This window comes from Streptomyces sp. NBC_00306 (genome assembly GCF_036169555.1).
Taxonomy (GTDB): Bacteria; Actinomycetota; Actinomycetes; order Streptomycetales; family Streptomycetaceae; genus Streptomyces; species Streptomyces achmelvichensis.
The window spans coordinates 8,223,491-8,249,330 of sequence record NZ_CP108032.1; the positions used below are offsets into that span (position 1 = coordinate 8,223,491).

At 66.4% G+C, this 25,840-nt stretch carries 22 protein-coding genes and 2 pseudogenes; 12 read left to right on the forward strand and 12 right to left on the reverse strand.

Annotated features, from left to right (window positions below):
* Window positions 1–105: 105 nt before the first annotated feature.
* The 4 genes from yczE to OHA05_RS36885 form a co-directional block, all read right to left on the reverse strand.
* The gene (yczE, locus tag OHA05_RS36870) at window positions 106–723 is read right to left on the reverse strand and encodes a membrane protein YczE (protein ID WP_328863088.1); all 618 of its coding nucleotides are present in this window, start codon (window positions 721–723) and stop codon (window positions 106–108) included.
* 191 nt (window positions 724–914) lie between these two features.
* The gene (locus OHA05_RS36875) at window positions 915–1,865 is read right to left on the reverse strand and encodes a twin-arginine translocation signal domain-containing protein (protein ID WP_328863089.1); all 951 of its coding nucleotides are present in this window, start codon (window positions 1,863–1,865) and stop codon (window positions 915–917) included.
* Between the two features lie 117 nt (window positions 1,866–1,982).
* Window positions 1,983–2,939, reverse strand: coding sequence for a sphingomyelin phosphodiesterase (gene sph / locus OHA05_RS36880; RefSeq protein WP_328863090.1), 957 nt, complete (start codon window positions 2,937–2,939; stop codon window positions 1,983–1,985).
* 819 nt (window positions 2,940–3,758) lie between these two features.
* A protein-coding gene (locus OHA05_RS36885) for an IS5 family transposase (RefSeq protein WP_443043805.1) occupies window positions 3,759–4,567 on the reverse strand; the annotation gives its coding sequence in 2 pieces (ribosomal slippage) (window positions 3,759–4,219 and window positions 4,219–4,567; 810 coding nt in all).
* 31 nt (window positions 4,568–4,598) lie between these two features.
* On the opposite strand from OHA05_RS36885, the gene OHA05_RS36890 reads away from it, so the two are divergent.
* Window positions 4,599–5,210, forward strand: coding sequence for a hypothetical protein (locus OHA05_RS36890; protein WP_328863091.1), 612 nt, complete (start codon window positions 4,599–4,601; stop codon window positions 5,208–5,210).
* Window positions 5,211–5,630: 420 nt separating this feature from the next.
* Here the strand turns inward: OHA05_RS36890 and OHA05_RS36895 are convergent.
* Window positions 5,631–6,126 (reverse strand): annotated as a pseudogene (locus OHA05_RS36895) (GNAT family N-acetyltransferase).
* Between the two features lie 718 nt (window positions 6,127–6,844).
* On the opposite strand from OHA05_RS36895, the pseudogene OHA05_RS36900 reads away from it, so the two are divergent.
* Window positions 6,845–7,122: pseudogene (locus OHA05_RS36900) on the forward strand (fic family toxin-antitoxin system, toxin component); the annotation flags it as partial.
* Window positions 7,123–7,779: 657 nt separating this feature from the next.
* On the opposite strand, the gene OHA05_RS36905 reads toward OHA05_RS36900, so the two are convergent.
* Both OHA05_RS36905 and OHA05_RS36910 read right to left on the reverse strand, forming a co-directional pair.
* Entirely contained in the window at window positions 7,780–8,367 is a 588-nt protein-coding gene (locus OHA05_RS36905) for a hypothetical protein (RefSeq protein WP_328863092.1), read from the reverse strand.
* A gap of 33 nt (window positions 8,368–8,400) precedes the next feature.
* A complete protein-coding gene (locus tag OHA05_RS36910) occupies window positions 8,401–9,114 on the reverse strand; it encodes a TetR/AcrR family transcriptional regulator (protein WP_328863093.1) in 714 nt (237 codons plus the stop codon).
* Between the two features lie 124 nt (window positions 9,115–9,238).
* Between OHA05_RS36910 and OHA05_RS36915 the strand changes: the two genes are divergently transcribed.
* The 3 genes from OHA05_RS36915 to qcrB are packed head-to-tail and all read left to right on the forward strand — an operon-like array spanning window position 9,239 to window position 11,474.
* Entirely contained in the window at window positions 9,239–9,715 is a 477-nt protein-coding gene (locus tag OHA05_RS36915; protein ID WP_328863094.1) for a hypothetical protein, read from the forward strand.
* Entirely contained in the window at window positions 9,712–9,840 is a 129-nt protein-coding gene (locus OHA05_RS36920) for a hypothetical protein (protein WP_328863095.1), read from the forward strand. Before OHA05_RS36915 ends, OHA05_RS36920 begins: the two co-directional genes overlap by 4 nt.
* Entirely contained in the window at window positions 9,837–11,474 is a 1,638-nt protein-coding gene (qcrB, locus tag OHA05_RS36925) for a cytochrome bc1 complex cytochrome b subunit (protein WP_328863096.1), read from the forward strand. The genes OHA05_RS36920 and qcrB overlap by 4 nt, the downstream gene beginning before the upstream one ends.
* Before the next feature lie 753 nt (window positions 11,475–12,227).
* Here the strand turns inward: qcrB and OHA05_RS36930 are convergent.
* On the reverse strand, window positions 12,228–12,614 hold the full coding sequence (locus OHA05_RS36930; RefSeq protein ID WP_328863097.1) for a hypothetical protein: 387 nt from the start codon (window positions 12,612–12,614) through the stop codon (window positions 12,228–12,230).
* Window positions 12,615–12,898: 284 nt separating this feature from the next.
* Between OHA05_RS36930 and OHA05_RS36935 the strand changes: the two genes are divergently transcribed.
* Window positions 12,899–13,492, forward strand: a complete 594-nt coding sequence (locus tag OHA05_RS36935) for a hypothetical protein (RefSeq protein ID WP_328863098.1) — start codon at window positions 12,899–12,901, stop codon at window positions 13,490–13,492.
* A 193-nt stretch (window positions 13,493–13,685) separates the two neighbouring features.
* On the opposite strand, the gene OHA05_RS36940 is transcribed toward OHA05_RS36935, so the two are convergent.
* A complete protein-coding gene (locus tag OHA05_RS36940; protein ID WP_328863099.1) occupies window positions 13,686–13,976 on the reverse strand; it encodes a hypothetical protein in 291 nt (96 codons plus the stop codon).
* Window positions 13,977–14,506: 530 nt separating this feature from the next.
* Between OHA05_RS36940 and OHA05_RS36945 the strand changes: the two genes are divergently transcribed.
* The 3 genes from OHA05_RS36945 to OHA05_RS36955 all read left to right on the forward strand — a co-directional run bounded on the left by OHA05_RS36945 (window position 14,507) and on the right by OHA05_RS36955 (window position 18,311).
* Window positions 14,507–15,397, forward strand: a complete 891-nt coding sequence (locus OHA05_RS36945) for a hypothetical protein (protein WP_328863100.1) — start codon at window positions 14,507–14,509, stop codon at window positions 15,395–15,397.
* Window positions 15,398–15,575: 178 nt separating this feature from the next.
* Window positions 15,576–17,210, forward strand: a complete 1,635-nt coding sequence (locus OHA05_RS36950) for a hypothetical protein (RefSeq protein ID WP_328863101.1) — start codon at window positions 15,576–15,578, stop codon at window positions 17,208–17,210.
* A gap of 624 nt (window positions 17,211–17,834) precedes the next feature.
* Window positions 17,835–18,311, forward strand: coding sequence for a lamin tail domain-containing protein (locus OHA05_RS36955; RefSeq protein WP_328863102.1), 477 nt, complete (start codon window positions 17,835–17,837; stop codon window positions 18,309–18,311).
* A 197-nt stretch (window positions 18,312–18,508) separates the two neighbouring features.
* Here the strand turns inward: OHA05_RS36955 and OHA05_RS36960 are convergent, their stop codons facing one another.
* Window positions 18,509–18,985 carry a hypothetical protein gene (locus tag OHA05_RS36960; protein WP_328863103.1) on the reverse strand — a complete coding sequence of 159 codons (477 nt, stop codon included), beginning with the start codon at window positions 18,983–18,985 and terminating at the stop codon, window positions 18,509–18,511.
* Between the two features lie 342 nt (window positions 18,986–19,327).
* Window positions 19,328–20,335 (reverse strand): polyprenyl synthetase family protein, encoded by a 1,008-nt coding sequence (locus tag OHA05_RS36965; protein ID WP_328863104.1) that lies wholly within the window; start codon window positions 20,333–20,335, stop codon window positions 19,328–19,330.
* 328 nt (window positions 20,336–20,663) lie between these two features.
* Between OHA05_RS36965 and OHA05_RS36970 the strand changes: the two genes are divergently transcribed.
* From OHA05_RS36970 to OHA05_RS36980, 3 genes are read left to right on the forward strand one after another with little or no spacing between them, the layout of a single operon-like run.
* Complete coding sequence (locus OHA05_RS36970; RefSeq protein ID WP_328863105.1) at window positions 20,664–21,305, forward strand: ABC transporter ATP-binding protein; 642 nt, start codon at window positions 20,664–20,666, stop codon at window positions 21,303–21,305.
* The gene (locus tag OHA05_RS36975) at window positions 21,302–22,075 is read left to right on the forward strand and encodes an ABC transporter permease (RefSeq protein ID WP_328863106.1); all 774 of its coding nucleotides are present in this window, start codon (window positions 21,302–21,304) and stop codon (window positions 22,073–22,075) included. Before OHA05_RS36970 ends, OHA05_RS36975 begins: the two co-directional genes overlap by 4 nt.
* Window positions 21,991–23,532 carry an SDR family NAD(P)-dependent oxidoreductase gene (locus tag OHA05_RS36980; RefSeq protein WP_328863107.1) on the forward strand — a complete coding sequence of 514 codons (1,542 nt, stop codon included), beginning with the start codon at window positions 21,991–21,993 and terminating at the stop codon, window positions 23,530–23,532. The genes OHA05_RS36975 and OHA05_RS36980 overlap by 85 nt, the downstream gene beginning before the upstream one ends.
* Here the strand turns inward: OHA05_RS36980 and OHA05_RS36985 are convergent.
* On the reverse strand, window positions 23,447–24,661 hold the full coding sequence (locus tag OHA05_RS36985) for a geranylgeranyl reductase family protein (RefSeq protein WP_328863536.1): 1,215 nt from the start codon (window positions 24,659–24,661) through the stop codon (window positions 23,447–23,449). The two genes, OHA05_RS36980 and OHA05_RS36985, sit on opposite strands and share 86 nt — an antisense overlap.
* Window positions 24,662–25,840: the final 1,179 nt, after the last annotated feature.

Below are 25,840 nucleotides of genomic sequence, written 5' to 3' on the forward strand. Positions count from 1 at the left end.
GGCACGAGACCATGCAGCTCACCGTCTGTCAGGGCGCACGTCATGGGGCGGCTGCTCCGTCACGGGGCACCTGCGCCGAGTGTTCCGCCACGCGATGTGGGCCTGCTAGGAGGAGAACCGGTGGAGGAAATATTGCGCGAGAGGTCCCACGCTCAGAGCGTAGAAGAACGTGCCGATGCCTGCAGAGCCGCCGAGGAGGAAGCCTGAGACCACAACCAGCACCTCTATCGCAGTTCGCACCCGTCGTGTTGACTGGCCGGTCAGCTTCTGCAGGCCGGTCATCAGTCCGTCGCGAGGGCCAGGCCCAAAGCCCGCGGTGATGTACAGACCGATCGCAGTTCCGTTCAGCAAGATACCTCCGAGGAGAAGAGCAATCCGACCTGCCGGCTCATGGACTACGGGCAGCAGGGAAAGGGCTCCATCCAACGCCACACCGACAATCAGGACGTTCGATACCGTCCCCAGGCCAGGTCGCTGCCGGATCGGGATCCAGAAGAGCAGAACGAGCACGCCTGTCGCTGCCGACGTTGTGCCGACGCTCAGACCGCTCTGCTCGGCCAGACCCTGATGCAGGACCCCCCATGGCTCGAGACCCAGCCCGCCGCGCAGGAGAAGCGCGCTGCTCAGTCCGTACAGCATCAGTCCGGTGTAGAGCTGAGCGAGGCGCCGGAGCAGACGGCGACCGTCGGACAGGGCACTGCAGACGTGCGAAATGAAGAACAAGGTGCAACCTCAACGTCCGTGACGAAAGCATGATGCATCTGCTGGGTCACAGCCCTGTGCGGTCAGTCCGTCGAATATCCGCATGACGATATAGGCCAGTCGCCGCCCGACTGGCATGGTGGGCGGTCGACTGGCTGGTTTGATTGGGCCGGTGCGTAGTGTGTCTGTGATCAGGCCCTTAACAATCCTTGCTACAGGGCTGCGGGCGAGGGAACCCAGAAGTGTCGCAGGTACACGTCGTCTTCGACTTCAGTGTTCAGAACGACGGCGGTGATGTAGGTGCTGCGAGCCCCGTTCCAAGACAATGAGGCGATTGCGCAGCTTTCCACTTCGAGCCCATCGCCTGTGCTGGAATCCGGAATAGCAATGTTTCCCCAATACCTCGCCACCTGCTGGTCGCCGACGGAAGAAAGGTCGTACGAGTATATCCTTTTGCTTCTGTCGAAGGCGTAGTCGGTCGCGAGGAATATGTTTCCATTCGCAGATACTCCGCCACCCTGCACGTTGTGCAGTTTGGAGGGGAGTAGCACCTGCTTCTGCAATACGCCGGTTGCGGGAGAGAAGGCATTGAGCCAGTTGACTTGCAGGGCAGGGTCCGTGAGATCCGGGTCGCCATATGCCGAGCTGTAAAGCAGACGGTCAACCGGGTTGAAAGCTACCCACGGAGCCTTCCACTTCTGAGGGGATCTCGATCCGTAAGTCCTGCCGTACAGCTTCAGGGTGTTCAAGGAGTTCAGGGCGGTCGTCATAGTCCAAACAAAGGTCGGTTCAGCACCGCCTTCCCGTTCGACAGGGACGTAGACAACCTTGCGAACGGGGTCGATGGACGGAGAGCCTATGTGGGAAAAGTTCTCGGGTGCCGCGAGGCTCGCGTGCACCGTTCTAAAGTCGAGCGAGAGCTTGTAGACCCGACGATCCCGTGCACTGTTGGAGACGACGTACCAGAATTGACCGTCGGTGCACATTCCCTGGCACTGCTGAGTCCAGTCATCCTGGTACGCGGTCGATTTGGCGTGTTCCCACTCGGTGATACGTGGATTTGTTGACACTGCGACCGCGGGGCTGGTCAGCGCGCCGGAGAGGGGTACCGCAGCGGCCGCTGCTGCAGCCCCCTTGAGTACCGACCTGCGATTCACGGACATAATCTACTCCTGATATTTCTGGACAAGGCGAGTTTGCTGCAGAAAACAATTAGATGGCTGCTGGCCCCCTGGCCGCCGCGCCCCCCTCTATGACGCAGAGGAGCGCGGCGAACCGCTCTAGGAGGAAGTCACCGGATAGTGATCCGAGTACCGGTTGTAGTAGACATCGTCTAGCTCCCAGAGAGGTGATGTCACCGCCTGCCCAGAGTTTCCGTAAGACGCAGGGTGGGCGTGGCGATTGTCGTAGAAGACATAGTCAAGCCACTCGCGACGGGCGTTCGGGTACCTCAGCTTGGCAACCGAATTGGTCTGCGGGTCGCTGGTATACGGATGGCCGGCGTAAGTGGGGGGCACCGCATGAAGCCCGCCGGCTAGGGCCGGATACTCCGAGCGATGCCTGTCGATGTTCATGTCTCCCGCGTAGATCACACGTTCACCGGCCGGGATCCCGAGGCTGTCGACGAAGGAAGTGATCTCGCCCATCTGGGACTTCCGCACCTTTGCGGCCTCGCCGGAGTCGCATCCGTCATCGTCCGCCTGGAGGTGTGTCCCAATTACGTGGACGGGCGATCCGGGGTAGTCGATCTTTGCATAGGCCAGGCCCTTTTCGGCCATGGTGTCAGCGCCGCAGCTGTTGTAGAAGATGTACTGGATCTTGCGGGAAATCGGCCATCTGCTTGCGATAGCGACGCCGCCGTCCTCATAGGGCAGTGATGAATAGTTGCCCCGGGTGGCGCTCCATCCGTCTCGCGACCTGCCGATGACAGGGGTTCGGTTGGGGTAGCCCTTCAGGTTGTCCATCAGGAGCTCGGTGGCCGTATCGTCAAACAGCTCTTGAAACACGACAACGTCATTGCCCACTAGATAGGGAGCCTTCCCGATCAGCTCTCCACGAACGTCCTGCGCGAGTCCATCGGAAATCACGGAGGGCAAAAGCATGGTGTTCGTCGTGACGACCTTGAATTTCAGAAAGTCACGGGCGGCGGGGTCGTCTGCACCCGCCGCATTCGGTGCGGCGATCAGGCTGCCGGCAAGCAGCGCGCCAATCGCGGCACTGATGGTGCGTATTTTCATTGAGTTCCTTCTATTTTCATGGTCCGCCGAAACCATCGGCAAGTGGGCCTGCGGAGCAGGGAGTGGGGGACAAGCGCTGAAGTCGACTCCCCAGAGGACAACAAAGTGTCCGTGGAGAGTAAGAAGAGCAGCATGCTTCCGCGTAGCGGTCGGGGGGTGACTCCGGCGAAGCCCACGCGCCGATGGGGTAAGCCCGGTTGCCGTGCCCCCGAAACCACATAGCGGGTATCTGTGGCAGGACCGAACCTAGCCCAAAATGCAGACGTCAGCGTGAGGAGTTTCTACTCATTGGCCTCCTCGCACCTCCACGTGAATCGTCCGCAGGACTGGGAGTAATAGGCTATAAATACCATTTCTTGGCATTGGGTGTGGAGACGTGCACGGGCCTGCGGACGCGGGATGCTCCTGCGCAGGGTGAAGCGCGCCCGGGAACGAGCGGGAACGTGCAGAGGGTGGGTGGCTAGGTGCCGCTGGTGGCGTGTACACCGCCGACCAGCCGTGAGCGTACGGCGGGGATCGGTCAGCAGGCACAACGAGTTCGTGGTGGAACCAGAGCCCGGCCGGTCGCCAGATCGGTCGTGGCGGTGTGCCAGAAGACCTCTGTCCGGGCGGTGTTGAGGCCCTCGCCCGCTCGGTTCTGCGAGCGGGCGAGGGCTGCGGCCAGCGACTGGGGGGAACGCCGGCCGGATCGGGACCGCAGACGGGCCGGTCTGTCTGGGGCGTGAACAATTCGATCACTCCACGGGAGTCTGGGTGAGAGCGATCGCTGCTCAAATGGGTTCGCTCCTGACTACTCTCCACCCCTGCTTAGACGCCATCTCATTTGGCGAGTCTGCGGTAGCAGATGAGGGTGCAGGCGATGCTGGTGAAGGCGAGGAAGTGGTCGGCTTTGCGTTCGTAGCGTCGGTGGAGGCGGCGGCAGCCGGCGAGCCAGGCCATGGTGCGTTCCACGGTCCAGCGATGGCGGCCCAGCCGTTGTGAGGACTCGACTCCCTTGCGGGCGATGCGGTGGGTGATGCCGCGCGTGCGTAACCATTTCCGCAGGTGGGCGTAGTCGTAGCCCTTGTCGGCGTGGAGTTTGGCGGGCTTGCGCCGTCGCCGGCCGCGGCGCGAGCGGATGGGCGGGATGCCCTTCACGAGCGGGATCAGGGCCTGGCTGTCGTGCAGATTGGCCCCGGAAATGCCGACGGATATGGGCAGACCCGATCGTTCCGTGATCAGGTGGATCTTCGAGCCGTACTTGCCCCGGTCGACAGGATTCGGACCTGTCAGGTCCCCCTTTTCAGGGCCCGCATGTTCACCGAGTCGATCGCGCACCTCGACCAGTCCAGCTCGCCGCGGGCACCGAGTTCGTCGAGGACCAGGCGGTGGAGTTTGGCCCACACCCTGGCCTTGGACCACTCCGCAAACCGCCGGTGGGCGGTCGCTCCGGACGGGCCGAACGACGCCGAAGGCAGCTGCTGCCAGGTGCAACCCGATGTCGCCACGAAGACGATCGCCGCCAGCACTTCCCGGTCGCCGTGCCGACGCCGACCACCGCCCTGCGGCCGCGACGGCGCCTCCGGTACCACCCGCTGGAACAACTCCCACAACTCGTCCGGCACCAACCGCTCAACGATCCCCACCATGACTCACAGACTACCGAGTCACCCAAATGAGATGGCTTCTAAGGTAGACCCCCTCAACGTCGCTGTTTCCCTGTCCGTTGAGTCTGTTGAGGTTTCTGGAATCAGCGACGCGGACGGCCCTGATCGGCCGGACTTGGAGATGTACGGGTATGCATCCGCCACTCCATCCAAGGGTGAGCTAGGTGTTTGGCAGCTCGGCAAATGTGTAGTCAAGTACCCATCTCCTACAGGCCTCATTTGGTCCTCCGCCGGTGAGACCGGCTGGTCCACTGACAGCTGCAGCCCCAAAAATGTTGTCAACGATTCACCGGTAAATTTTGCTGAGGCGTGGCTGTGCGCGGCAGACAATTATGGGCCGCCAAAGCCTGACTTCGACTGTGCCAGGGAGCCCTACCAGAACCATTGGCTTGCGCACCTCGACAGTTATGAGAAGGTTCAGTTTGCTTATGATTTCGAAGATTATGACGAACTTTCAGCAGACGATTCGGTCTGCGAAGCCAAGGTTTCCTTCGCGGTGACGCCGCGGATGCTCAAGCCGGGCGCGAGCACAACGTTCAATGTTTCAACGCCCAAGGAAGACGATGACGACGCTGCCTGCATCGTCAAGTTCAAGATAGAGTATGAAACCGCTCAGCCCGCCTAGTTCGGACAAATGAAGCCGTGCTCCATCCCTGGCGTACTTACCCAGTTGCAACCGGCCATGTAGCAGGCCGCGTCGTTCCTTACCGGGCCCGTGACCAGACGGCGTGGATGGCCGAGCACCAGGTCGAATGCGCCTACCGTGACCGCTTCGCACGCTCCCAGCACGCGGACGAGATGGTCCATGATCTTCTAACACATATTCAAGAGACAGTTACCACGGGGCAAGACGAGTCAGCCGCATGGTTCTACGGAGTCTGCCGTCCCGACCGCCCTCTTCCCCGAACCGCGCCTCGCCTGACCGGTGAGGACGCTGTCCGAGTGGTTCACCAGGCGCGCAGGCGCCCTCCTCCTGCTATGACCGGTAGGGCGGTGTCGGCAGGTCAGCTTCCTGACGGCAGGTGCGCTTTCGTCGGCCATAGCCCTAGTCGGCTTCTGGTGTGCCATAGGAGAACTTGTATCCGGTGAAATCGGCGAGGTGGAAGCATCCGATGCGCTGGTTGAGGACATTGCTGGTGGGGTTGGCCGGGTCCGCGCACAGGATGACGTCCGTCGCGCCTGCGGCCAGCGCGGCACAAGTCACCTCGACCGTCGCGGCGCCCGCGTAGCCGCGGCCCCGGAGGTGAGCCGGGGTGTAAACGGGGTCCACACGGACCATGCCGCCGACGGTCGAGGTCGCGGCCGCCATGGAGACGGGAGTGCCGTCCCAGAACGTGAAGTGTCTGTCGCCGAAGCGCGAGGCGATCAAGTCGGCCGAAGACGGTGGCTTCGGCACCATGCGCGTCAGCCACGCGTGTCCGCAGTTTCTCAATGTCGGTCAGCGGCGTGTTGTGCAGGGCGGGCCGCGAGCGCAGGAAGTCTCCGCCTCGGGCGAAGAAGTCATCGACATGTTGGGTGAGTTGCCAGCCATCCGGGAGCATGGTTCATGATCCCGGATGTACTCGACTCGGGGGGAGCGCTTTGCTCAGATGCGCATCGTCGCCCCGCCTGGGCCCACATATCCTGGCCCTTCAGCCTGGCCGCCGTAATGGCCGTGCCACTGGGAGTGTTGGGGGCGGCCGGAGCCCACGCCAATGTGACGGGAAGCCGGTTTCTGTTCTGCGCGGCAGGACCATGAGCGGGGCATCCTGAACTGACTGATCGACGGTGCCCGCCGCTATCTCGCCGGCGACAAGGACCTCACCGGCCCAACCGGTTCCGCACCGCCACCACTGCCTACGCCGAAACCGCAGACGACACCCGCTGGTTCTTCGAGGAATGCTGCACGCTGAACAGCACGCCCCGAGCGGAGTAGGCAAGGCTCTACGCCCGCTATACGGCGTGGTGCCGGACCGAGGGAGCACTCCCGCTGTCCAGACACGCGTTCGCCGGGCGGGCCCGCGAGGTGATCGGGCCGGCGCCCCTGAAGGAACGCTCGGAAGCACTACCTGGGAATAGGGCTGACCACCTGCTCGTGAGCGACGCGTATGTCCCCGCTGTCCGGGCAGGGACCACGGGTTCGGGCAGGTCGGCGGCCTCACCGAAACGTTCGTCCTGTTCTTGGCAGGATCAGGGTGTGAGGTCGAGCACGCGCACCGGGTTTCCCGTCCAACGAGCGGGGAACGTCGTGGCGATGATCCCGCCCTCCGGGCGGTCCGGTCGGTCGCACGGGCCAACGCCGGCGCCATGGAGCGCGACGTGTACGGCTTCGTCCACCTCAAGGCCGGTGCCCTGCTGCAGACCCTGGCGAAGCTGCCTTGCCTCGAGCATTCGAACGAGGCCTTCGCGTGGCACTCGACCGAGGCGTACCTCACCATGAACGGCCACCGGCTCGACTACCCGCCCAGGCCGCCGTCGAGCTCGTGCGCGACGTCGCAGCGGGGGCATTCGGTGTGGCCCGTATCGCCCGTCGGCTCCGTGACTGGACCATCGGCTGAACCACCCGGCGCACCCTCGCATCAGGTGCGTTGGCGCTGCTGCAACCGCTCGACGCGCCGGTTGATCACATGGGTGGCGAGGGACACGCACCGCCCGATGTCCAGCCTCACGGGTTGTCCGCCCCAGCGGATGCCCTCCGCTCCCGATCCGGGCGCGTTCCCTGCATTCGGGCGGCCTGGACGGCCCATCGTCCGAGGCGCCCCCGGCCGCCTTCGTGCGGGCCCCGAACGTGTCAGACATACGAAGAAGCCCACCAGGGATGACTTGGATCGCAGGTCGGCACCTCGCCCCAGTCGGCCTTGGGCACAGCGACGCGGACCTCATTGCGCTCCCCGTCCAACTGATCAGCTTGCAGACGGACACGACCGTGCGAGATCACCGGGAACGTGTGCCGCAGTGGCTCGTCCGCGTAGAGGCGGCGGAGAAGGCCGCAAGCCGTGCCGCGGTCCTACAAGATCCTAAGATGCTTCACAGCGCACACGGGCTGATCCCTCTTTCCGGTGGTTCGGCCACCGCATGCACCGCCCGGCAAATGCATCAAAACCTCATGGTGTCCGTACGGAGCTGGACGTCGACAGGCACGACGGTCTCTCCACGGGCCCTGGGAACGGCGCAGTGGCATCACGGCGGTCCATACGTAGAACTGCCCGAATGCCTCACCCATTGCGGACCCAGGCCGTGAAGTCGTCAGTGACTCCGGGCGGGTTGGCCGTCTCGGTCCGCCGAGCGATCCCCTCGTAGTACTCCAGCTCGTGGAGGGTCACGGGCACTGGCTTGCCGATCGTGCTCTCGATGACGCCATCGCTGTGGAGGTCGTGAGCGAGCTGAACGCATGCCTGGTTGAAGTTGGCCTCGATCAGTGCGGCGATCGGCCCGACGGTTGGCATTGAGTCTTCGGGGCGGGTGGGCTCGTCGTCGTACCAAAGTCCGAGTTCGCTGATCCACCGGTGGCGTGCTGCGGCTCCGTCGGGGTCTCGGGCGAAGTCGCTGATGACAGTGAGTTCGTTCTGGAGCCAGAAGGCATAGTTCCAGCGGGCTTCCGCCTTGTCAGCGGCGTTTGCGACGCTGCGTCGGAACTGAGCTTCGCTGTTGTATCCGATCGTCAGGGTGGGCTGCCGTGGGTCGTCCCTCTCGTTGTCGATGAAGAACGAAATGACGTAGATGTCCTCTGCCTCGTCGGCCGAGATCGAGCTGAGCGCTCGTGTGGCAAGGGTTCGGAGATGGTCCTGAAAATCACGGGACATCCGTTCGTGGGCCGACCCCGGAGGAGGCAGTGGTCAAGGCTCGCGGGCCATGCCGAGCATGTCGCTGAGCTCGTCGAGGCACCGCTCGAAGAGCGGTGCCATGTCGGTGAGGACGAAGTCCATCTGGTGGAGGACCTCCAGGCACAGCAGCCCGTAGAGCCTGGTCCAGCAGATCACGTACACGTAGACCGCCTCGGTCGGCAGGCGCTCGTCGATCAGGCGGGAGTACGCGCGCAGCTGCTCACGCAGGTCCTCGGGCAGCTCGTCCAGGTCCGGTACCGGAAACGGCTGGGTGTTCCACCGCTCGATGATCATGTCGAGGAAGACGTGCTCATAGCGCAGGCCGGCCTGGAAGCGGGCTGAGTCAGGGTCGTGTTGCCCAGCGCGGACGGGGCTGGCGAAGATCCACTGGAATTCGGCGGGATGGGCCACGCACCAGGAGCGCATCGCGCGGCACGCGGCCAGGAAGCGCTCAACGACAGGGGCGTCCGCGTGCTCGTCCCGGACGTGTTCCATCGCCTCGGCCAACTCCTGGAAGAAGTCGGCGGTCACGGCGCCCACGAGAGCATCCCGGCTCGCGTAGTAGTGGTAGAGCGAGGGGCCGCTCATGCCCATCTCCCGGGCGACCGCGTTGATGGTGACCGCCGTCGATCCTTTGGTGAGCAGCAGTTTCCGAGCGGTTTGGTGGATCTCTCGCAGGGTCGCCTCGCGCATCCGATCGCGGCGACTCGTTGCCTGCTTGCTCACCGGGCACCTGCCTTCATCGCATTATTCTAGAGGCTCTAGAGTTACCTAGACCCCCTAGAGTCGGGGAGGGGGTCGGGCTACCGGGCCTTCCGGTCGCCGTTGGGGCCGCAAAGGCGGACAAATTATGCACAAGCAAGACATTCCAAGAGAGATCGTGCAGGTGAGAAGGGAGGAGTCGTACGTCCATGCCTTCGTGACCGTGCCGGTGTGGCACAACCCGCGTGCCGACGAAAGGTGTTCGTCTCACGATCATCTCACCCCGCCCGGGGGCGCGCGGACCGTCGAACGCGCCGGGCGGATGGTCGTGCTGCTGTTCACCATGTCCGCGCTGGCTACCGCCGGCTTCGTCACCTCGTACGTGGCGATCCCCGCCGACGCGTCCATCCTCGCCTTCCCCCTCGGGCGCATTGAGGCGCTGAACTTCGCGCTGGGCGTGACCCTGGGCATGGCGCTGAGCTGTCTCGGCGCGGGCGCCCGCAGCTGGGCCCGCATGCAGACAGCGCGAGCGGAGGGCGCCCATCCGCGCCGCCCTGCCGACGCCGAGCCGGGCGCAGGGTCCTTCACGGGTCGTGGTGCAAGGACGAGGGACGTGAGGCCGTGACAGACACCGGCGAGAGCGTCCGGACCGGGATCGACACGTCGATCCTGACCACCGCCCGCACCCACTCCGGGCGGTCGACCACCCACAAAGAGCAGCAGTTGCACCGTGCTTGGGAGCGCGCATGAGTACTGAGTCCACCACCGAAAAGCGTGCGCGCGGTAAGGCGCCGGCCGGCGAGCGGGTCGCCGACTGGGCCGACGGCCGACTGGGGATCTACACCCTGGCCAAAGCCAACATGCGCAAGGTCTTTCCCGACCACTGGTCGTTCATGCTGGGCGAGGTCTGCCTCTACAGCTTCCTCATCCTCATCCTCACGGGTGTCTATCTGACGCTGTTCTTCCACCCCTCGATGACCGAGGTGGAGTACCACGGCAGTTACGTCCCCCTTCAGGGACAGATGATGAGCGAGGCGTACAAGTCCACCCTGGACATCAGCTTCGACGTACGCGGCGGCCTGTTCATCCGGCAGCTCCACCACTGGTCTGCGCTGGTCCTCATCGCGGGCATGCTCGTGCACATGATGCGCGTCTTCTTCACCGGCGCGTTCCGTAAGCCCCGCGAGGTCAACTGGGTCTTCGGCATCCTGCTGCTGTTTCTGGGCATGATGACCGGCTTCACCGGCTACTCGCTCCCGGACGACCTGCTCTCAGGCACCGGCATGCACTTCATGGAGGGTGCGATCCTGTCGGTGCCGGTCATCGGGACGTACGTCTCCTTCTTCCTTTTCGGCGGCGAGTTCCCCGGGCAGGACCTGATCCCGCGGTTCTACTCGATCCACGTCCTGTTGCTGCCGGGGATCATGCTGGGCCTGGTGGTGGCACACGTGATCCTGATCTTCTACCACAAGCACACCCAGTTCGCCGGCCCCGGACGGTCGAACAAGAAGGTGGTGGGCATGCCGCTGTTGCCGGTTTACATGGCCAAGGCGGGCGGCTACTTCTTCCTGGTCTTCGGCGTGCTCGCGGTCGTGGCGGGCGTCGCGCAGATCAACCCGATCTGGGCCTTCGGCCCCTACCGGGCCGACCAGGTGGCCGCGGGCTCCCAGCCCGACTGGTACATGGGCTTCGCCGAGGGCCTGCTGCGGATCATGCCGGGCTGGGAGATCAACCTGTGGGGTCACACGCTGTCCCTGGGCGTGTTCCTCCCGTTGGCGGGGTTCCCGTTGGTGCTGGCGGCGATCGGGGTCTATCCGTTCGTCGAGTCCTGGATCACCGGCGACAAACGCGAGCACCACATCCTGGACCGCCCACGCAATGCCCCCACCCGTACGGCCTTCGGTGTCGCCTGGCTGACGGTGTACTTCGTGGCGATGATCGCCGGCGGCAACGACATCCTCGCCGCCACCTTCCACCTGTCGCTGAACGCGATCACCTGGTTCTCCCGGATCTACTTCTTCGCCGGCCCGGTCATCGCGTTCGTCGTCACGAAAAGGATCTGCTTGGGCCTGCAGCGCCGAGACAAGGACAAAGTGCTGCACGGGCGGGAGACCGGCGTCATCAAACGCCACCCCCACGGTGAGTTCGTCGAGGTCCACGCCCCACTCAGCCAGGAGGAGTCGCACACCCTCACCGCGCACGAGCAATACCAGCCGGTCGAGATCGGCCCGGCGGTCGACGAGAACGGCATCCAGCGCAAGCTCAAGGGTTCCGGCAAGCTGCGCGCCAGGCTCAGCAAGGCGTTCTTCGGCGAGGCCGGGCAGGTAGCCAAGCCGACCGCCGAGGAGTACCGGGAGATCACGAGCGGTCACGGCCACCACTGATCGCCGCGAACGCCGGTCACGCCGTAGGACCGTGGAAGGGGCCCGTCCAGGGTGGAGCGGGCCCCACCGCCGCACGTCACCAGTTCGCGGCGTCGAAGGGGAAAGCGGTCATGGGCCTTCAGATGCGGCTGCTCGTCGCACCTCGGCTGGAACGCAAGCGGTGTTCCGTGCCGGTCGACGATTGTGAAGCCGGAGCGGCGTACCCGGGTAGGTGGGCCGCTCCGGCATATTCTCTAACGCGGGCTTCTTCCTGCGCGTTACGTGTCAGGCGAGTGGACGCGACGAGCGAACCAAATGCAGTCACTGTTCGGCCCCGGCCGTGCCTCCGCTGTGGGAGAAGTGTTGATGGCTAGCGTGCCGTGTGCACATCGGCATCTGCTTTCGCCTGCGCGTGCCGAGCCGCCCCGGCCCCTCTCCCTGGGGGCCGGGGCCGTTGCCTTTGCAGGCCTCCGGTGCCTTCCGGCGTGGCGAGGCCCGGGATACGGAGACCGCCGTATCCCGGGTTCTTCCCCACCTCCGGCGCCTTCTCCGGAGACATATTTCGATGATGCGGCCCGCCACAGGCTCCCGCACGCTGGGAAGAGTCGGACCCAGGGCCAAATCCCGGCTCCTCGCCCACGCACTGACAAAGTTCCGTACCGGACTCCTCAACGCTGAGTGGCTACTTTCAGCTGAGAGTGGGACGGACCGTTCTGTTCGGAGACACATTGAATATTGTCCTGTCCTTTCCCCTGTGGGCGCGGGCCGGATCGTCTATGCGGCCGTGGTGACGGCGCCCTGGTCCACGGGCACAGCACCGTCGGCATGCTTGAGGGCCTGCCGTGCGGCGAGCTCGCCCGTGCCCGCTTCTTTGCACCGGATCCAGTGCGGGTGGCAGTCCACGACGGCGGCCACGGTGCGCAGCTCTGCCCATAGCCGGTCGTACTCGGCCGCGTCGTCCGCCGTCCATCCGTGCGTCGCCGGCCGTCCGGGGCGCTGCCGTCCCCGCTCCGTCTCCTCTTCCCACCCGGGGTGCGCTTCCCGGGACCACGGAAGACGGGCCTGGAGGACGTGGAGCTGGGCATACAGGGCTGTCAGGTGGCGCTGGGCGTCGAGGAGATCGCGGGGGAAGTCGAGCGGATCGAACGCGGCGGAGCTCATGGTGCGGAGCCTAGAACGAGCGACCGACAACACCCGGCCGTGGGACCTGCGCAACGCGGTCAGGCGCTGAGGGCCTGCTCGGTGACGCGTGGCAAAAGGGTCGTTCGGAACGTACACCTGTTGTGGAGGGGGCGTTCCGTGGCGGCGAGAGTAGCGGCGGAGGTGCTGTGCGGGCCGTTCGGGCCAATCAGGATGGCAAGAGGTGGCCTTGGGGGTATCGGTGATGTGGCGCGCCGACGGCACTGTTGGCGCCCCGTACTGCGCGTCCTTGAGGAGCGAACGTCATGTCTGAACGCAACACGGTTCTGCGCAGTCTTCACGATGTGGGGCTGGCCGCCTGGTTCGGCGGTTCCCTGATGGGCGCGGTCGGCCTCAATGGCGCGGCCAAGGCGCAAGGGGAGAACTGGGAGCAGGGGGCCAGGATTGCCAGCGCCGGATGGGCGATCTGGACGCCGGTGAACGCTGTGGCGATCGGTGTCCATCTGGTCGGCTCGAGCGGTCTGCTGGCTGCCAATGCCGCCCGCGTCGCCACCCAGCAGGGCGTCGCTGCTTCGACCATCGCCAAGACCGTCCTCACCGGCGCCGCACTCGCCGCCACCGCCTACTCCCGCGTGCTGGGCAAGAAGATCGAGCTCGCATCCTCCGACAACCCCAGCGACGCGGAGAAATCCGTCCGACACCCACTCGACACTGGCAAGGCGGAGCGCCAGCTCGCCTGCGCCCAGTGGATCGTGCCCGCCCTGACAGGCGGCCTCCTCATCCTCAACGCCCTGCACGGCGAGCAGCAGCGCCCCGCCCAGCAACTCCACGGCATGTGGCAGCGCTATCGCACCCTCGCCCCGCACATGCCTGCGCCGAACTGGCACCTCTCCCGCTGAACCGGGTGCAGACCTGCTGCACGGATCGCAAACGGCTTTTGTCGCCACATGGACGATGCAGCGTCGTGCCGGGTCAGCAGAACGGGAGGCGCCGGGACCGATGATCCGGCACATGCCCGTCCGAGTGGACGCGAGCGATGCGCAGTTTGGTGGTGTCTCGCGCGAACGCGGCAGCGGGCAGGGATCATCGGGCTCATCTTCTGGTGGATCCAGCAGCGCCTGTGACGAGGATGCCGTCAGGGTCAGTGGGCATGTCGGTAAGTTGTAACCCGGCTGTGTTGAGGATCGTGGTCAGGGCGATGCGCAGAGCCTTGCGCAGGCCGGTGTTGGCGGCGCGCAGCTGGTCATCGGGCTTCCAACTGACGGTGACCCCGTCGCTGGTGGGTAGGACGGTGAGCCCTTCGGTGGTGCGGTCGGTGAGCGTGAAGCCGGCGTCGGTGAGTACGGCGGTGACCCGGCTCTGCAGCTGTGCGAGGTCTGTCATGGCGGGCAGCGTATGCCCGACGCCGGAGGCAGGAGCAGTGACCCCTGGGCTGGGTTTGCTCATCGACTGACGGGTGCTTACCCGGTAGCCACCGAGCGCACGTAAAGGGCTGTAACCGGGACACCCGGTTACAGCGCCTCTGCGGTGGCCGACGCCTTGCGGCGCCTGGCTGCGCGCCGCATGGCCCCCGGCGTTTAAGGAGTACGGGCAAAGCCGAGTGAGCGCACACGATGCTGCTGTCTAGCTCAAGGTAAGTGCCGGACCCCGACCGGGTCCGGCACTTCACCTTGTGACAGCGTGCGCCAACACGCCCTCACCAGGGCGCGGCCCGCCCGCCTCTTCGCCGCCAAGGGCACCCATGCGACGACAGCAAAACCGCCACCGAGCGCACGCCTGCAGGGGGCTTCCGGTCGGAAGGGCGGTCCGGACAGCAGTCCCGCGCAGAGGGCGCTCTGACGTCGCCGATCGGGGACACGCTTCTACCTGGCCGGTCCAGGCCCGGGCGCCGTTCGGTCGGGAATGATCGGGGGATGACCGATGACCTCTCCGCCGGCCAGAATCCCGAGCCGTCGCCCCGCGTCCGGGACGAGTTGCGCGCACTGGCCGCTGCGCGCCGGCTCAGCGTGGACGACCACATGTTCACCGCCCCTGGGCTGCCGGGGACGTTCCGGCTGCAGCTGTTCACAGCTCCCGGGGCGCGCCCGGTCGCCGTGGCGACCCAGATCGCCGGCGCGGAGGGCATGGGGCTGATGAACGGGGTGGAAAGGTTCGCGGGCGCTGTGTGGGAGCGGCACTGCCCCGCTGAAGATCTGCCTCCGGTGTGGGTGGAGCGGCAGCTTTGGCCGGAGGGGGAACTTCAGGAGACCCGTTTCCGGCGCGTAATGCTCGTCCCCAGCGCCGACCGCTACCGGCCACGGGACCCGCGCTGGTCGGTGGTCACCCACGAGCAGCTGCAGGACCTGGTGGGTGCACCGGTCGCCACGGACCGCGGCGCAGGCTACCTGCCGCGCGCCGCCGAGCCGGAAGGGCAGCTGATGTTCGAGGAGTTCGCGGTGGCACGTCTCGCCCGGCCGTATCCGTTCCGCGAGCAGGCCTGCATGCCGGCCGGGGTGCCGTGGTGGCGGTCCGTGCCTTGTCAGGTTCGACGCGGAGCTCCCGCAGGAACTGGTGGCTCTTCAGGGCCGGTCTACCACTGGCCGGAGATTCTTGTCGTGGGCTGTACTGCCGCCGGTCGGTGCATCGAACAGTGGCGTCGCCAGCGTGCCCTCAGCGATCCCGACCGGCACGTCACCGTTGGCGAGCCCGTCCAACCCACAACGAAACCGGCCGTTTCAGGATGGAGGGACAAGCTCACAGTCCCGGTTCTGGTGTTGTGGTGGGGTGGTCGAGGCCTGGCATTGGCTCGGTTCGACTCGCCCTAATACGGTGCCGGGCGTAACCGGCAGGCGCGGTCGGCCGTTGTTCTCCCATATGTCCGGATTGAGCGATGGGTGTGCCGTGCCTCAGTTCAGTGTCCGCACAGTCCATCCTGCCGAGCAGAAGGTCGCGTGGTCCTGGTCTGCGAGAGGTACCGGCTTCCTGCACCGTTCGTTCTACGACATGGCAGCCGCCCTGCTGGGTACGGCCCTGATCGCGATGCGCGGCTCGCAGCTCGGCCGCTGGGTGGTCGACGATGCCGCGATCACTTTTGCTTACGCCCGCAGCATCGACGAGGGTCTCGGACCAGTGCAGCAGGCCGGGTCGCCTCCGGTCGAGGGCTACTCCAACCCGGCTTGGCTCGCTCTGCTTGTTCTGGGCAGGCGTTTGAGTCTGTTCGATCACCGTACCTATTTCGGTGTGCCGGATCAGGTCCTGTACCCGAAGGGCCTCGGTGTCCTGTGCACGCTGGGGATCCTGATCGCCATTTCCCGCGTAGCGCGGCGGTCGGTCACCAACTCCTGGGTCGTGGTGCTGTTCTGCGGCGTGATCCTGGCCGGCAACATGTCGTTTGTGGCCTGGATGTTCTCCGGTCTGGAGAATCCTCTGTACGCCCTGCTGGCCACGCTGATCGCCGCCGTTCTCGCACGTGCTCTGCTGAAGAACCGGCTCACCGCGACAGGGCCCGCTGTGGTGACGGGTCTACTGGCATTGATGGCGGCCGTGACCCGTCCGGACGGGGCGGTCCTGGCAGCCGCCTACCCTGTGGTGGCGCTGCTGCGGGTACAGCGTGTGACGCTGGGCGCATCCGCGCGAGCAGCGGCTTGTGCCGTCGCTGCCTTCGCCGTTCCGTATGCCGCCTTCCTCGGATTGCGCTATGCCGCCTTCGCCCGCCTCGTACCGAACACCGCGCTGGCAAAGGCCCAGGACACGCCGACGTGGGAGTCGTTCTCCGGGACGGGGTCACTCCTGTCGTTCGCGGGGTGGACGGCTGTGCTGGCCGGCGCTCTGGTGACGGGAGCGGCCCTGGGGCGCTCTGGACCTGTGCGGACGGCACTGCCAGGTGTCCTCGTGCCCCTTGCCCTCACGCTCGCTGCCTTCGGTGTGCTCAACCCGGACTGGATGCGCATGTTCCGGTTCGCGACGCCGGTGTGGGCGCTGGCATCCATCACCATCGGCATCGCTCTGACGGCCCAGGTAGAACGAGGATCGCTGCGCGTCAAGACCGTGGTCGGGCTCACCGTCTGCACAGCGATGCTCGTGGCATGGGGTGGCCAGCGGGAACGCGCCGCCTCGTTCCAAGCCCACCCCACCCTGCCCGTATGCCACGTGGCCTACCGCTACGGCGCCGTATTCAACGAGTACGCGCAGCGCCTGAAACTGACCAACGCCACTCTCCTCGCCCCGGACCTCGGTGGCACACTCCTCACCAGCAACCTCGCCGTCAGCGACCTCGCGGGTCTGACCGAGCCCACCATCGCAGACGCCTACGCCCAACGAGACATGCCTGCCCTGCGGCGCCACGTCTTCGAAACCCTCCAGCCCACCTTCATCCACGCCCACGGCGTCTGGGTCACCACTCCCGGCCTGACGGTTCCGCGGCTGAAGGCCGCGGGCTACATCCGCCTCTATCCCGAGGGCACCGGCGGCGACTGGGTCCGAGCAGACGCTGTATCTGACCTACAGCGTCTCGCTGCCACCAGGTCATGGGCTGCCCGAGAAGTGTCGAAGCTGCTGAGCCAGTACAAGACGAACCCCAACGAGGCCTGTGGTCAACTCCGTCCGGGCCTGACCCTCGCAGCCGCACGCACCTACTGAGTGACCACGACATCGCGCGGCGGCATCGCTTCGGTGACGACCAGGCAGGCGGGCATCCTTCCGGCTGGCCCGGGTGAGTGCTCCGGCTGGGCTTCAGGTAGCCCTGCTCGTCGCCGGAACCCTTGGTGGCTGACTTCGTTCGTCTGATCTTCCTAAGGCTGGCCCATGTGGTCAGTCATTGCTCGGGACGCCCGGTCATCTGTAGCAGTGCATCGCGGTTGGAAGGTGACGGCGCGCGTGTCCGGGTGGTTCCCGCACGACTGGGCTGAGTTCGCGCGGGTGTGCGAAGAAATGTGGCGAACGGCTGTTACCGCCGTCGGCGCGGCCGGCCGGGTGATGTGCCGGGTGGCGCGACTGGTGGTGCGAGCTCGCAGGGCCTTTCGTTGAGGGTTCTACGGGATGGTTGTAGCGGTCAGTGAATGTCAGGGCCACGCTCGACGCGCTCCTGTGCCCCGTACAGGCGACAGTTACTGATATGTCCGTAAACGGTAACGGGTGCCGGTCGTGCCGCCGTAGGTGGTGCCGGCGCTCCAGAGTGGGGTCCTCGGCCCGATAGGGGTCGGGGTCCGCAACTGCCGCCACCGGCTGTATCGGCTGGTGGGGCCCTGTTCTTGAGGGGACATCATGTCTGCTTCGTCGACCGCCCGCCGCGTTGCCGCGACCGTGCTGACCGCCGGCGCTCTGGTATCGGCTGTTGCCTTGCCGGCCTCCGCCCACGACGGTGACCGTGACCGTCATCGTCAGCCGCGGGTCGAGATCAGCCGGGTCCAGGCCGACAGCCCCGGCCGTGACAACGGCTCCAACCGGTCACTGAACGCCGAGTGGGTCGAGATCACCAACAACACCCGGCGCGCGGTGAGCCTGGACGGCTGGACCCTGCGCGACCGCGACGGCAACCGCTACCGCTTCGACGACGTCCGACTCCAGGGCCGCTCAAGCGTGCGCATCCACACCGGCGTCGGCCGCGACACCCGCACCGACCTCTTCCAGGACCGCGGCCACTACGTCTGGGACGACCACTCCGACACCGCCACCCTCCGCGACGACCGCGGCCGCACCGTCGACACCGAGTCCTGGGGCCGCCACCACCACCGCCGCTGACGCGGCAGCCCGCACCTGACCGCGGGCCACACCAGAGGCGGCGTGCCATCGGCACGCCGCCCCATTCCGAGTGTCGCCGCCGCCCACCGGCTGACCGGGGCACGCATCACTGATGATCAAACGCGCCTGCTGCAGGGCGCAGGGACGAAGCCCCCGCCGGGTCCGATTGCTCGGGACGGGGGCTTCGACGCGGCAGGTCAGCTGCCGATGTTGTAGGTGCTGTTGCTGGTGGTGTTCCAGGTGTTGGCGGTGCCGCTGGTGCCGCCTACCTTGATGTCGATCGCCTCACCGGCCTTCCGGCTTCCGGTGACGTTGATCTCCTGCGCCAGGTCAGAGCACTTGTACGTCTTCCACGTGTGGGATGCGGACGCAGGGCTGTAGGCGACCCCCGCGTACTCAGTGAAGATCGGGCCGTCGTTGCACCATGCGTCGAGAGTGCCGGTCAGGGTGTAACTCGTGGGGCCGTTGGAGGAGACCTTGCCTGTGAACACGACCTCGTAGATCAGGTTCTCGAAGGCGTCATGCTGCGTGTACCGGACGTAGACGTTCTCGGTGGAAGCGTGGGCCGGGGTGGTCGCGGCCAGCGGAAGAACAACGGCGCCGAGGGTGGCGACGGTACTGGCCAGGGCCCTCAGCCGGGGGCAGCGGGGCTTCGAAGGCAGGGCAACGGACATCGAGGATCTCGCTCTCTGATGATCGACACATGGGCGGCGTGAGCCTTGCCGCAGCAAGATCAACGACTGTGGAGACAGACCGATGCGGGGAAGAGACGTCGATGTGCTCGCGGGCCACTCCGGCACTCGTTGATCACGGCAATCGCTTGGGGGCACGAAGAGCAGCACCGGGGAAATTCGGGCTCTGGCCGTAGTTCCGGAGCAGTGGTCGTGGGTGCTGCAAGAGTGCTGTCGGCCGTCACATCGTGGCCGCCGCGTCCAAGGTGAGCTCCTCCAACAGGACACGAACCATGGCAACTCCCCAGCCCGCGACCAGCGGATTTCCGCACACCGCGGCGGGGGTCAGGCGATGCGGGATCGGCACACGGCCTGGCTCGCCATCGTCCAGAAGCTGTGGGCGTTCGCCGAGTTCCCAATCAGGTCGGCGAGGGGCTCCCATGAACGTTCGAGGGTTGTGTGGGCTTCGTGCGTGCTTGCCTGCAGAGCTCCGCAGGCACTTAGCACGGCGATGGCGCGCCGCACCCGGCGTCGTGTAGCCCGTCCGTCGCGGAGTCCCCGCCACAGTTTCCGCAGCTGTGGTTGGTCGAGGAGTTCTACTGCGTGGGCGAGCGGCATGGTGACCTTGCCGTTGAACAGGTCCTCGCCGGCCCGTTTGGTCGCTGTGCCTCGGCGGATGACGCCTTGCATATCCAGTACGTCGTCGATGATCTGGTAGCTGGTGCCCACTGCTTCTCCGAATGTGCCTAGGGCGGACCGCATCTTGGGGTCTGCTCCGGCGAGGAGGGCACCTGCTTCCATGCAGGCGCGTACGGGCGCGCCTGATTTCAACCGGTGGGTCACGCGAACCAGTTCCAGCACCTCGCGGCCCCCGCCGGTGGCGACGGCGGCGTCCATTTCCGTGCGATGGCCCGCCAGGTCCAGGCCCTGTCCGGCGTGGGCGGCTCGGAGTGCGCCCAGGCATGTCTCGTACACGGCGGTGCGCAGTGCGGGGTCGTGGGGGAGTGTGGTGCGCAGGGCGTGGTCGAAGGTGAAGTAGGCGGTGGTGCCGGCGTTGAGCGTGGTGGCCAGGCCGAAGACGGTGTGAGCCGCTGCGCGTCCGCGTCGCAGTCTCGCCTGGTCCTGGATGTCGTCGACCATCAGGGATCCGGTGTGCATGAGTTCCATCGCCGCTGCCAGGGGGAGGTAGCGGGTGCTGTCGCCTCCGAGGAGGTCGATCACGCTCAGCAGCAGTTGTGGGCGCCAGCGGGCGCCGCCTGCCTCCACCAGGTAGCGCACTGGTTCCACGAGCACCTGGTGCAGTCGCCCGCCCGCCCGGTCGAGGGTCTTCGGTGTCAGGTGGCGGAGGTCCACGGGCCCGCACAGCTGCCCGATCGTCTGCGCGCCCGCGGCGGCGGGGTACAGGCTGTCCAGGGCCCGGGCCAGGGGACCGGTCCACGGGCCGGCATCAGGTTCTGCGACGGCACGACCTGCGGTCCTGTCCGCTGCAGGCTGTGGGACCGCAGAGGACGTTGTCGGAGCAGTCATCGGTCGGCCGTTTCCCCTTCGCGTCTTCACCTTCCGGTCCCGGTGCGGCTCGGCTCGCGGCGGGCGCTTGTGCAACGAAACCGAAGCAGCTGGGGTAACGGCGTTGGTTGCCGTTCGTTAAGCGCCGGTACAGCTCGGTGAAGGGTGGCGGGAGATGAGCAAGGGCGATCTGGTCCTGCGGGTGCGCGATGTGCACAAAAGCTACCGGCGGCGTCCTGTACTGCGCGGGGCGAGTCTTGAACTGCACGCGGGCACTTTGACCGGGATCGTGGGGGAGAACGGTTCCGGCAAGAGCACGCTGCTGCGCATCCTCGCCAACGAGCTGGCCCAGGACAGCGGAACGGTCGAATGTCTTGCGAAGGTGGGCTACTGCCCCCAGAACAGCGTCCTGCATGGAGCCCTCACCGTCGATCAGCATCTGCGCTACTTCCAGGTCGCCTACGGTCTGGACGATCTCGGCCGGGCCTCGCAGTTGCTGGAACTGCTGCACTTCGCCCCGTACCGCCAGGCACGCCTGGGAACGCTCAGCGGCGGTACCAGGCAGAAACTGAACTTGACGCTGGCGCTGATGCACGACCCTGGAGTGCTCCTGCTGGACGAGCCGTACCAGGGCTTCGACTGGGAGACGTACCTGCGCTTTTGGGACCTGGCTGCGGCGTTGCGCGACCGCGGCCGGTCCGTGCTGGTGGTGTCCCATCTGGCATACGACACCAAGCGTCTGGATGCCGTGTACCAATTAGAGGGCGGGATGCTAAAGCAGGCGGCGCGCGCCGAAGCCCATGCCGGTGGCGTATGAGGCGGGGATGGCTGTGCTTCGGCACGGCAGTACGCTTCGCGCTCCTGGAGCAGCTGCGCAACCACCTCGCGCTGGTACTGATCGTCTTCTTCGTACCCTTGTGGCTCTCGCTGGCTTTCGGCGTCTTCGCCGAGACTCCCGTCCCCTTCTTCCTGCGCGCGGCCCACCGAACGGTCACCGTCGACGGCAATGTCCTCGCCCAGCTCACGGGGGCGTTCCACGCGCTCGCGCTGATCGTCGGCTTCATGATGTTCCTCGCCGCCACCCGGTCCGCCGACTTCGATCACCGCCTGGTGATGGCCGGCTACCCGCGCAGGTGCCTGGTACTGGCCAAGTACACGGCGCTGGTCCTCAGCGGTGCCGCCGCCGCGCTCTACGCCACCGGGTGGGTCCAGTTCTTCTGGCAGCCCGTACGGCTGGATCTGCTGGCTGCCGCATTGTTCACCGGCGCACTGATCTACGGGGGAGTCGGCATCATGCTCGCGGCCGTACTGCGCAGTGAACTCGCGGGGATGTTCCTCGTCATCATGGTCAGCTTCATCGATGTCGGCCTCCAAAACCCGATCGGCAACCCGGCCGCCGACAGCCCCGTTCTGCGCTTCCTGCCCACCTACGGTGCGATGCAGTCCGCCGTCAGCGCGGCGAGCCTCCACACCACGCCCTGGTCCTACCTGGCCATGGGACTGTGCTGGGCGGCCAGCACGGCCACGGTCGGCATGAGCGCGTTCACACTCCGCACGGGATTTTTGAAAGGATGGCGAACAGGGTGAGGAAACACAGGGCCGCCGCCCGCGACGCCCTGGCAGGGCAGGTGTGCCTGGTGACCGGTGGCGCTCAGGGCATCGGCTGGGCCATCGCCCGTGCTGTGGCGGCCCGGGGTGCCCGGGTGCACGTGGCCGATCACTCCCGCGAACACCTGAACACCGCCGCCGGCTCCCTGCCCGGTCCTATGGCGAACAGGGTGACGTTTCATCACATCGACGTGAGCGACCGAACCGCGTACGAAGCGTGCATCCGTAAAATCCACCGCGACGAGGGCCGGCTGGACGTCCTGGTGAACAACGCCGCCTTCGTCGAGTGGCGTGATGTGACCGATACGAGCCCCGAGAGCACCGAGCGCACGATGCGCACGGGCTTGGATGCCGTGGTCCACGGCATCCAAACGGTGCTGCCGGTGATGCAGACTGCCGGCCGCGGGCACATCGTCACGATCGGCTCGGCCGCGGGTGTCATGTTTTTCAAAGGGCCATCCGCCGCCTACACCGCCATGAAAGCCGCGGTCAACGCCTACACCCACGTCCTCGCCGCTGAGCTGGCCGACTCACCCATCCACGTCCTGCTCGTGCGCCCCGGCGCCGTGGCCGGCACCGAATTCTTCGGCAAGCACGTCGCATCCCACCGGATGCCCCGCCTGGCGGACATCCTCCCCCTCACCACACCCGACCAGGTCGCCCAGGCCGTCCTGCGCGGCATCACACGCAGACAAGCCGTGGTCGACATTCCCCGCAGCCTCCCGCTGCTGTACCGCGCCTACGCCCTGGCCCCCGGGCTCTGGCGCCGACTGACCATGTTGACGGGACCGTCGCGCCGGGACTATGCCGCCCTGCCCACCCGCCGCCGCCCGATGCTGCGGATCGCCAACCGGATCGGCCCCAGCCGTCTCACCGGCCTGGTGACGCGAGCTGCGATCGTGCCAGCGGACAAAGCCTTGCAACGAGGGACCACCGGGCGCATGAGCCTGGGACGAGCGCTGGGGCTGCCCTCCCTGCTGCTCACCACGACCGGCGCCCGCTCGGGTCAGCCCAGAGACGTCCCGCTTTTCCACGTACCGCACGAGGGAGGCTTCGCGGTCATCGCCTCCAACTTCGGTTTGACCCGCCACCCAGCCTGGAGCACCAACCTCCTCAAACACCCGAACGCCACCGTCGTCACCGTCGTCACCGACGGACAGTGCCTCCAGGTCACCGCCCGCCTGGTGGACGGCGCAGAACGCGAGCAGATCTGGCGAGCCAGCGTCGCCCAGTACCGCGGCTACCGCAGCTACGGCGACCGCAGCGGCCGCGACCTGCGTATCTTCCACTTGCAGCCCACACCCGCACTCGGGCCGCAGGTCCCCGACCGGAGCCACCCCACAGCGCCTGTCACAAGCGGCCCATCGCGAACAGCAGGAACCGCGCGAGCGGACTCCTCCCCACGATCTGCGCAAGCGTCACCGTCCCCCGAGTGAACTGCGCGAACGTGTGCCACGCCGGACGGAAACCCGCCAGCGCGACATGCACCAGCCCAGGATGGCGCTCACACAGCCTGCGCAGCCGGTGCCCGACGCGCATCTCCGCTCCAAGCCCGGCCTCGATGGCGAGGTCGTAGTCAAACCCGCGCTGTCTGGCGACGGCCGCGTCCCGAGCGTCGGCGATGCGGACCGCCCACTCTCCCGCCAGGCGCCCCGAACGCAGCGCGAGGGAGATCCCTTCACGAGTCCACGGCTCCAACAGGCCCGCCGCGTCCCCGCACACGACCACCCGGCCACGCGAGAGCGGAGAATCAGCCGAGCGGCAGCGCGTCAGGTGGCCAGAGACGACATCGGGCTCGAAGCCCGCCAGTCCAAGGCGGTCGATGAACTCCTTCAGATACCGCCTGGTGGCCGCCCCGTCGCCGCGGGCCGCGATCACCCCCACACTGAGAGTGTGCCCCTTGGGGAACACCCAGCCGTAACTTCCCGGCACCGGCCCCCAGTCGATCAACACCCGCTGGGCCCAACCCTCCGCCACCGCAGGGGGCACCGGGATCTCGGCCTCCATCCCGAAGTCGACCTGCGCGAGCGTCACCCCCACGTGCACCCCGGTGCGCCCCGCGCTGCCGTCGGCTCCAACGACCGCGCGAGCCGACAGCGTCTGACCGTCGCAGAGAACGACGGCCACTGTTTCCGGACCTTCCTGATCGATTCGGGAGAACGCCACGCCTGTGCGCACCACCGCGCCGGCCTCCCGGGCGGCCTCGACCAGGGCGGCATCGAACTCGGGCCGGTCGACGAGTGCGAAGAGCATCCGCTTGGAGCGGCGGGTACGGCTCAGTCTGCCGTTCAAGCAGAAGGTGACTGCGTGGACGCGGTCACGCACCGGCACTTGAAAGCCGTTCGGCAGCGCGTCCAGCGAGGGGCCGATGATGCCGCCACCACACGTCTTGTAGCGCGGCAACCGCGCCTTCTCCAACAGAAGCACCCGACGGCCCGTGCAGGCGGCGGCGTGCGCGGCCGATGCCCCCGCGCCCACCACCACGACGTCCCACACGCCCCCGGGTGCATCCCGATCCGCTGCCCCCGACCCGTCCTCCACCGCGTCCCCGCAGCTCCGCTCCATTGCTGCCCCCGCTCGGTCACCGCTGTCGTCCACGCTTCGCCTTCGCCTTCAGGGAACTGTCCCTTGAGAGAACGACTACTGCGTCTGAACCGGTACGCCGGTGTGAGTTGGGGGTGTGGTGGCGGTGGCTGGTGTCATCGATAGGCCCTCGCCGACCGTCACCCAGAAGAGGACGCCGGAGCAACCGGCGGGCGGCTTGCCGGTTGGACGCGAGTTCACTCCCGCAGCCGGCGGCCCCCGGACGCGGGTCCCGGCCACGCAGCGGATGAAAACTTCCCGCACGGCCAAGTCAGGGGGCGCCGTTCGCGAGTGCCGGCGGAGTAGTGGCGTGCGCGGGGAGCTCCCATCCCGTCCGCCGTCGACCCAGGCAGAGCCGAGCAGACGCGGCCCAGGGCGTCAAGGTCGTTCGTACAGTGGCGCGCTCCACCTTGACGCCCTGAACCACGCCCGCTCCACGGTGTGTGGGTCGACGGCGGACGGGATGGGAGCTGAGAAGGGGGGCTGAGGTTGCGCGTTGGGAGGCTTCGTTTCGATCATCGAGCCACACAAAGGCGCGGAACGGCAAGGTAGCTGTCAGAGACGCCGCCGGAGTCTAGTCTCCTTGGCAAGGGGGGAGGCGTGCAGCGACAATCCACCCGTGCGCGCCCTGTAAAGGTGATCAATTTACTGCTGGCGGCGTTGGGCGGTGCGTTGAGTACCGTCCTTGTGTCCGTCTTTGTCGCGTGCACTCGTCACGGACAACAGGTCTTGGCCCGGTTGCTGTCCTATCCGCAACGGCGGCGAATCAGAAGAGAAGCTCACGCTGCCGGGCCGGGGCAAGAGAGTCGAGCGTGGCTCACCAGCCCGATCGAGGGTGAGACCTTCGATGCTGAGATCGAGGTCGGCGGCAGAGTCCTTGACCTGCCTGCAGATCATGAAATATGGATCGTTCACCGAGTTCCTAACGGCGGTGGGATTTGGCCGAAGGAGAGGCTGGCCCTAGACGTAGCCGGGTGGTTCAAGGTGACTACCCTGGAAGGGGGTAGGCCCCGTTCGATGGCAGTGGTTCTGTTGCTGACGTCCAAGCAGGTGAGCCGAGAGTTCGAAGAGTGGTTTCAGCGAGGACGGCGGACTGGTCATTTCCCCGGCCTTCAGGTTCCGTCCTCTGCTCGTGAACTGGCGAGCGCTGTCGTCCGCAGT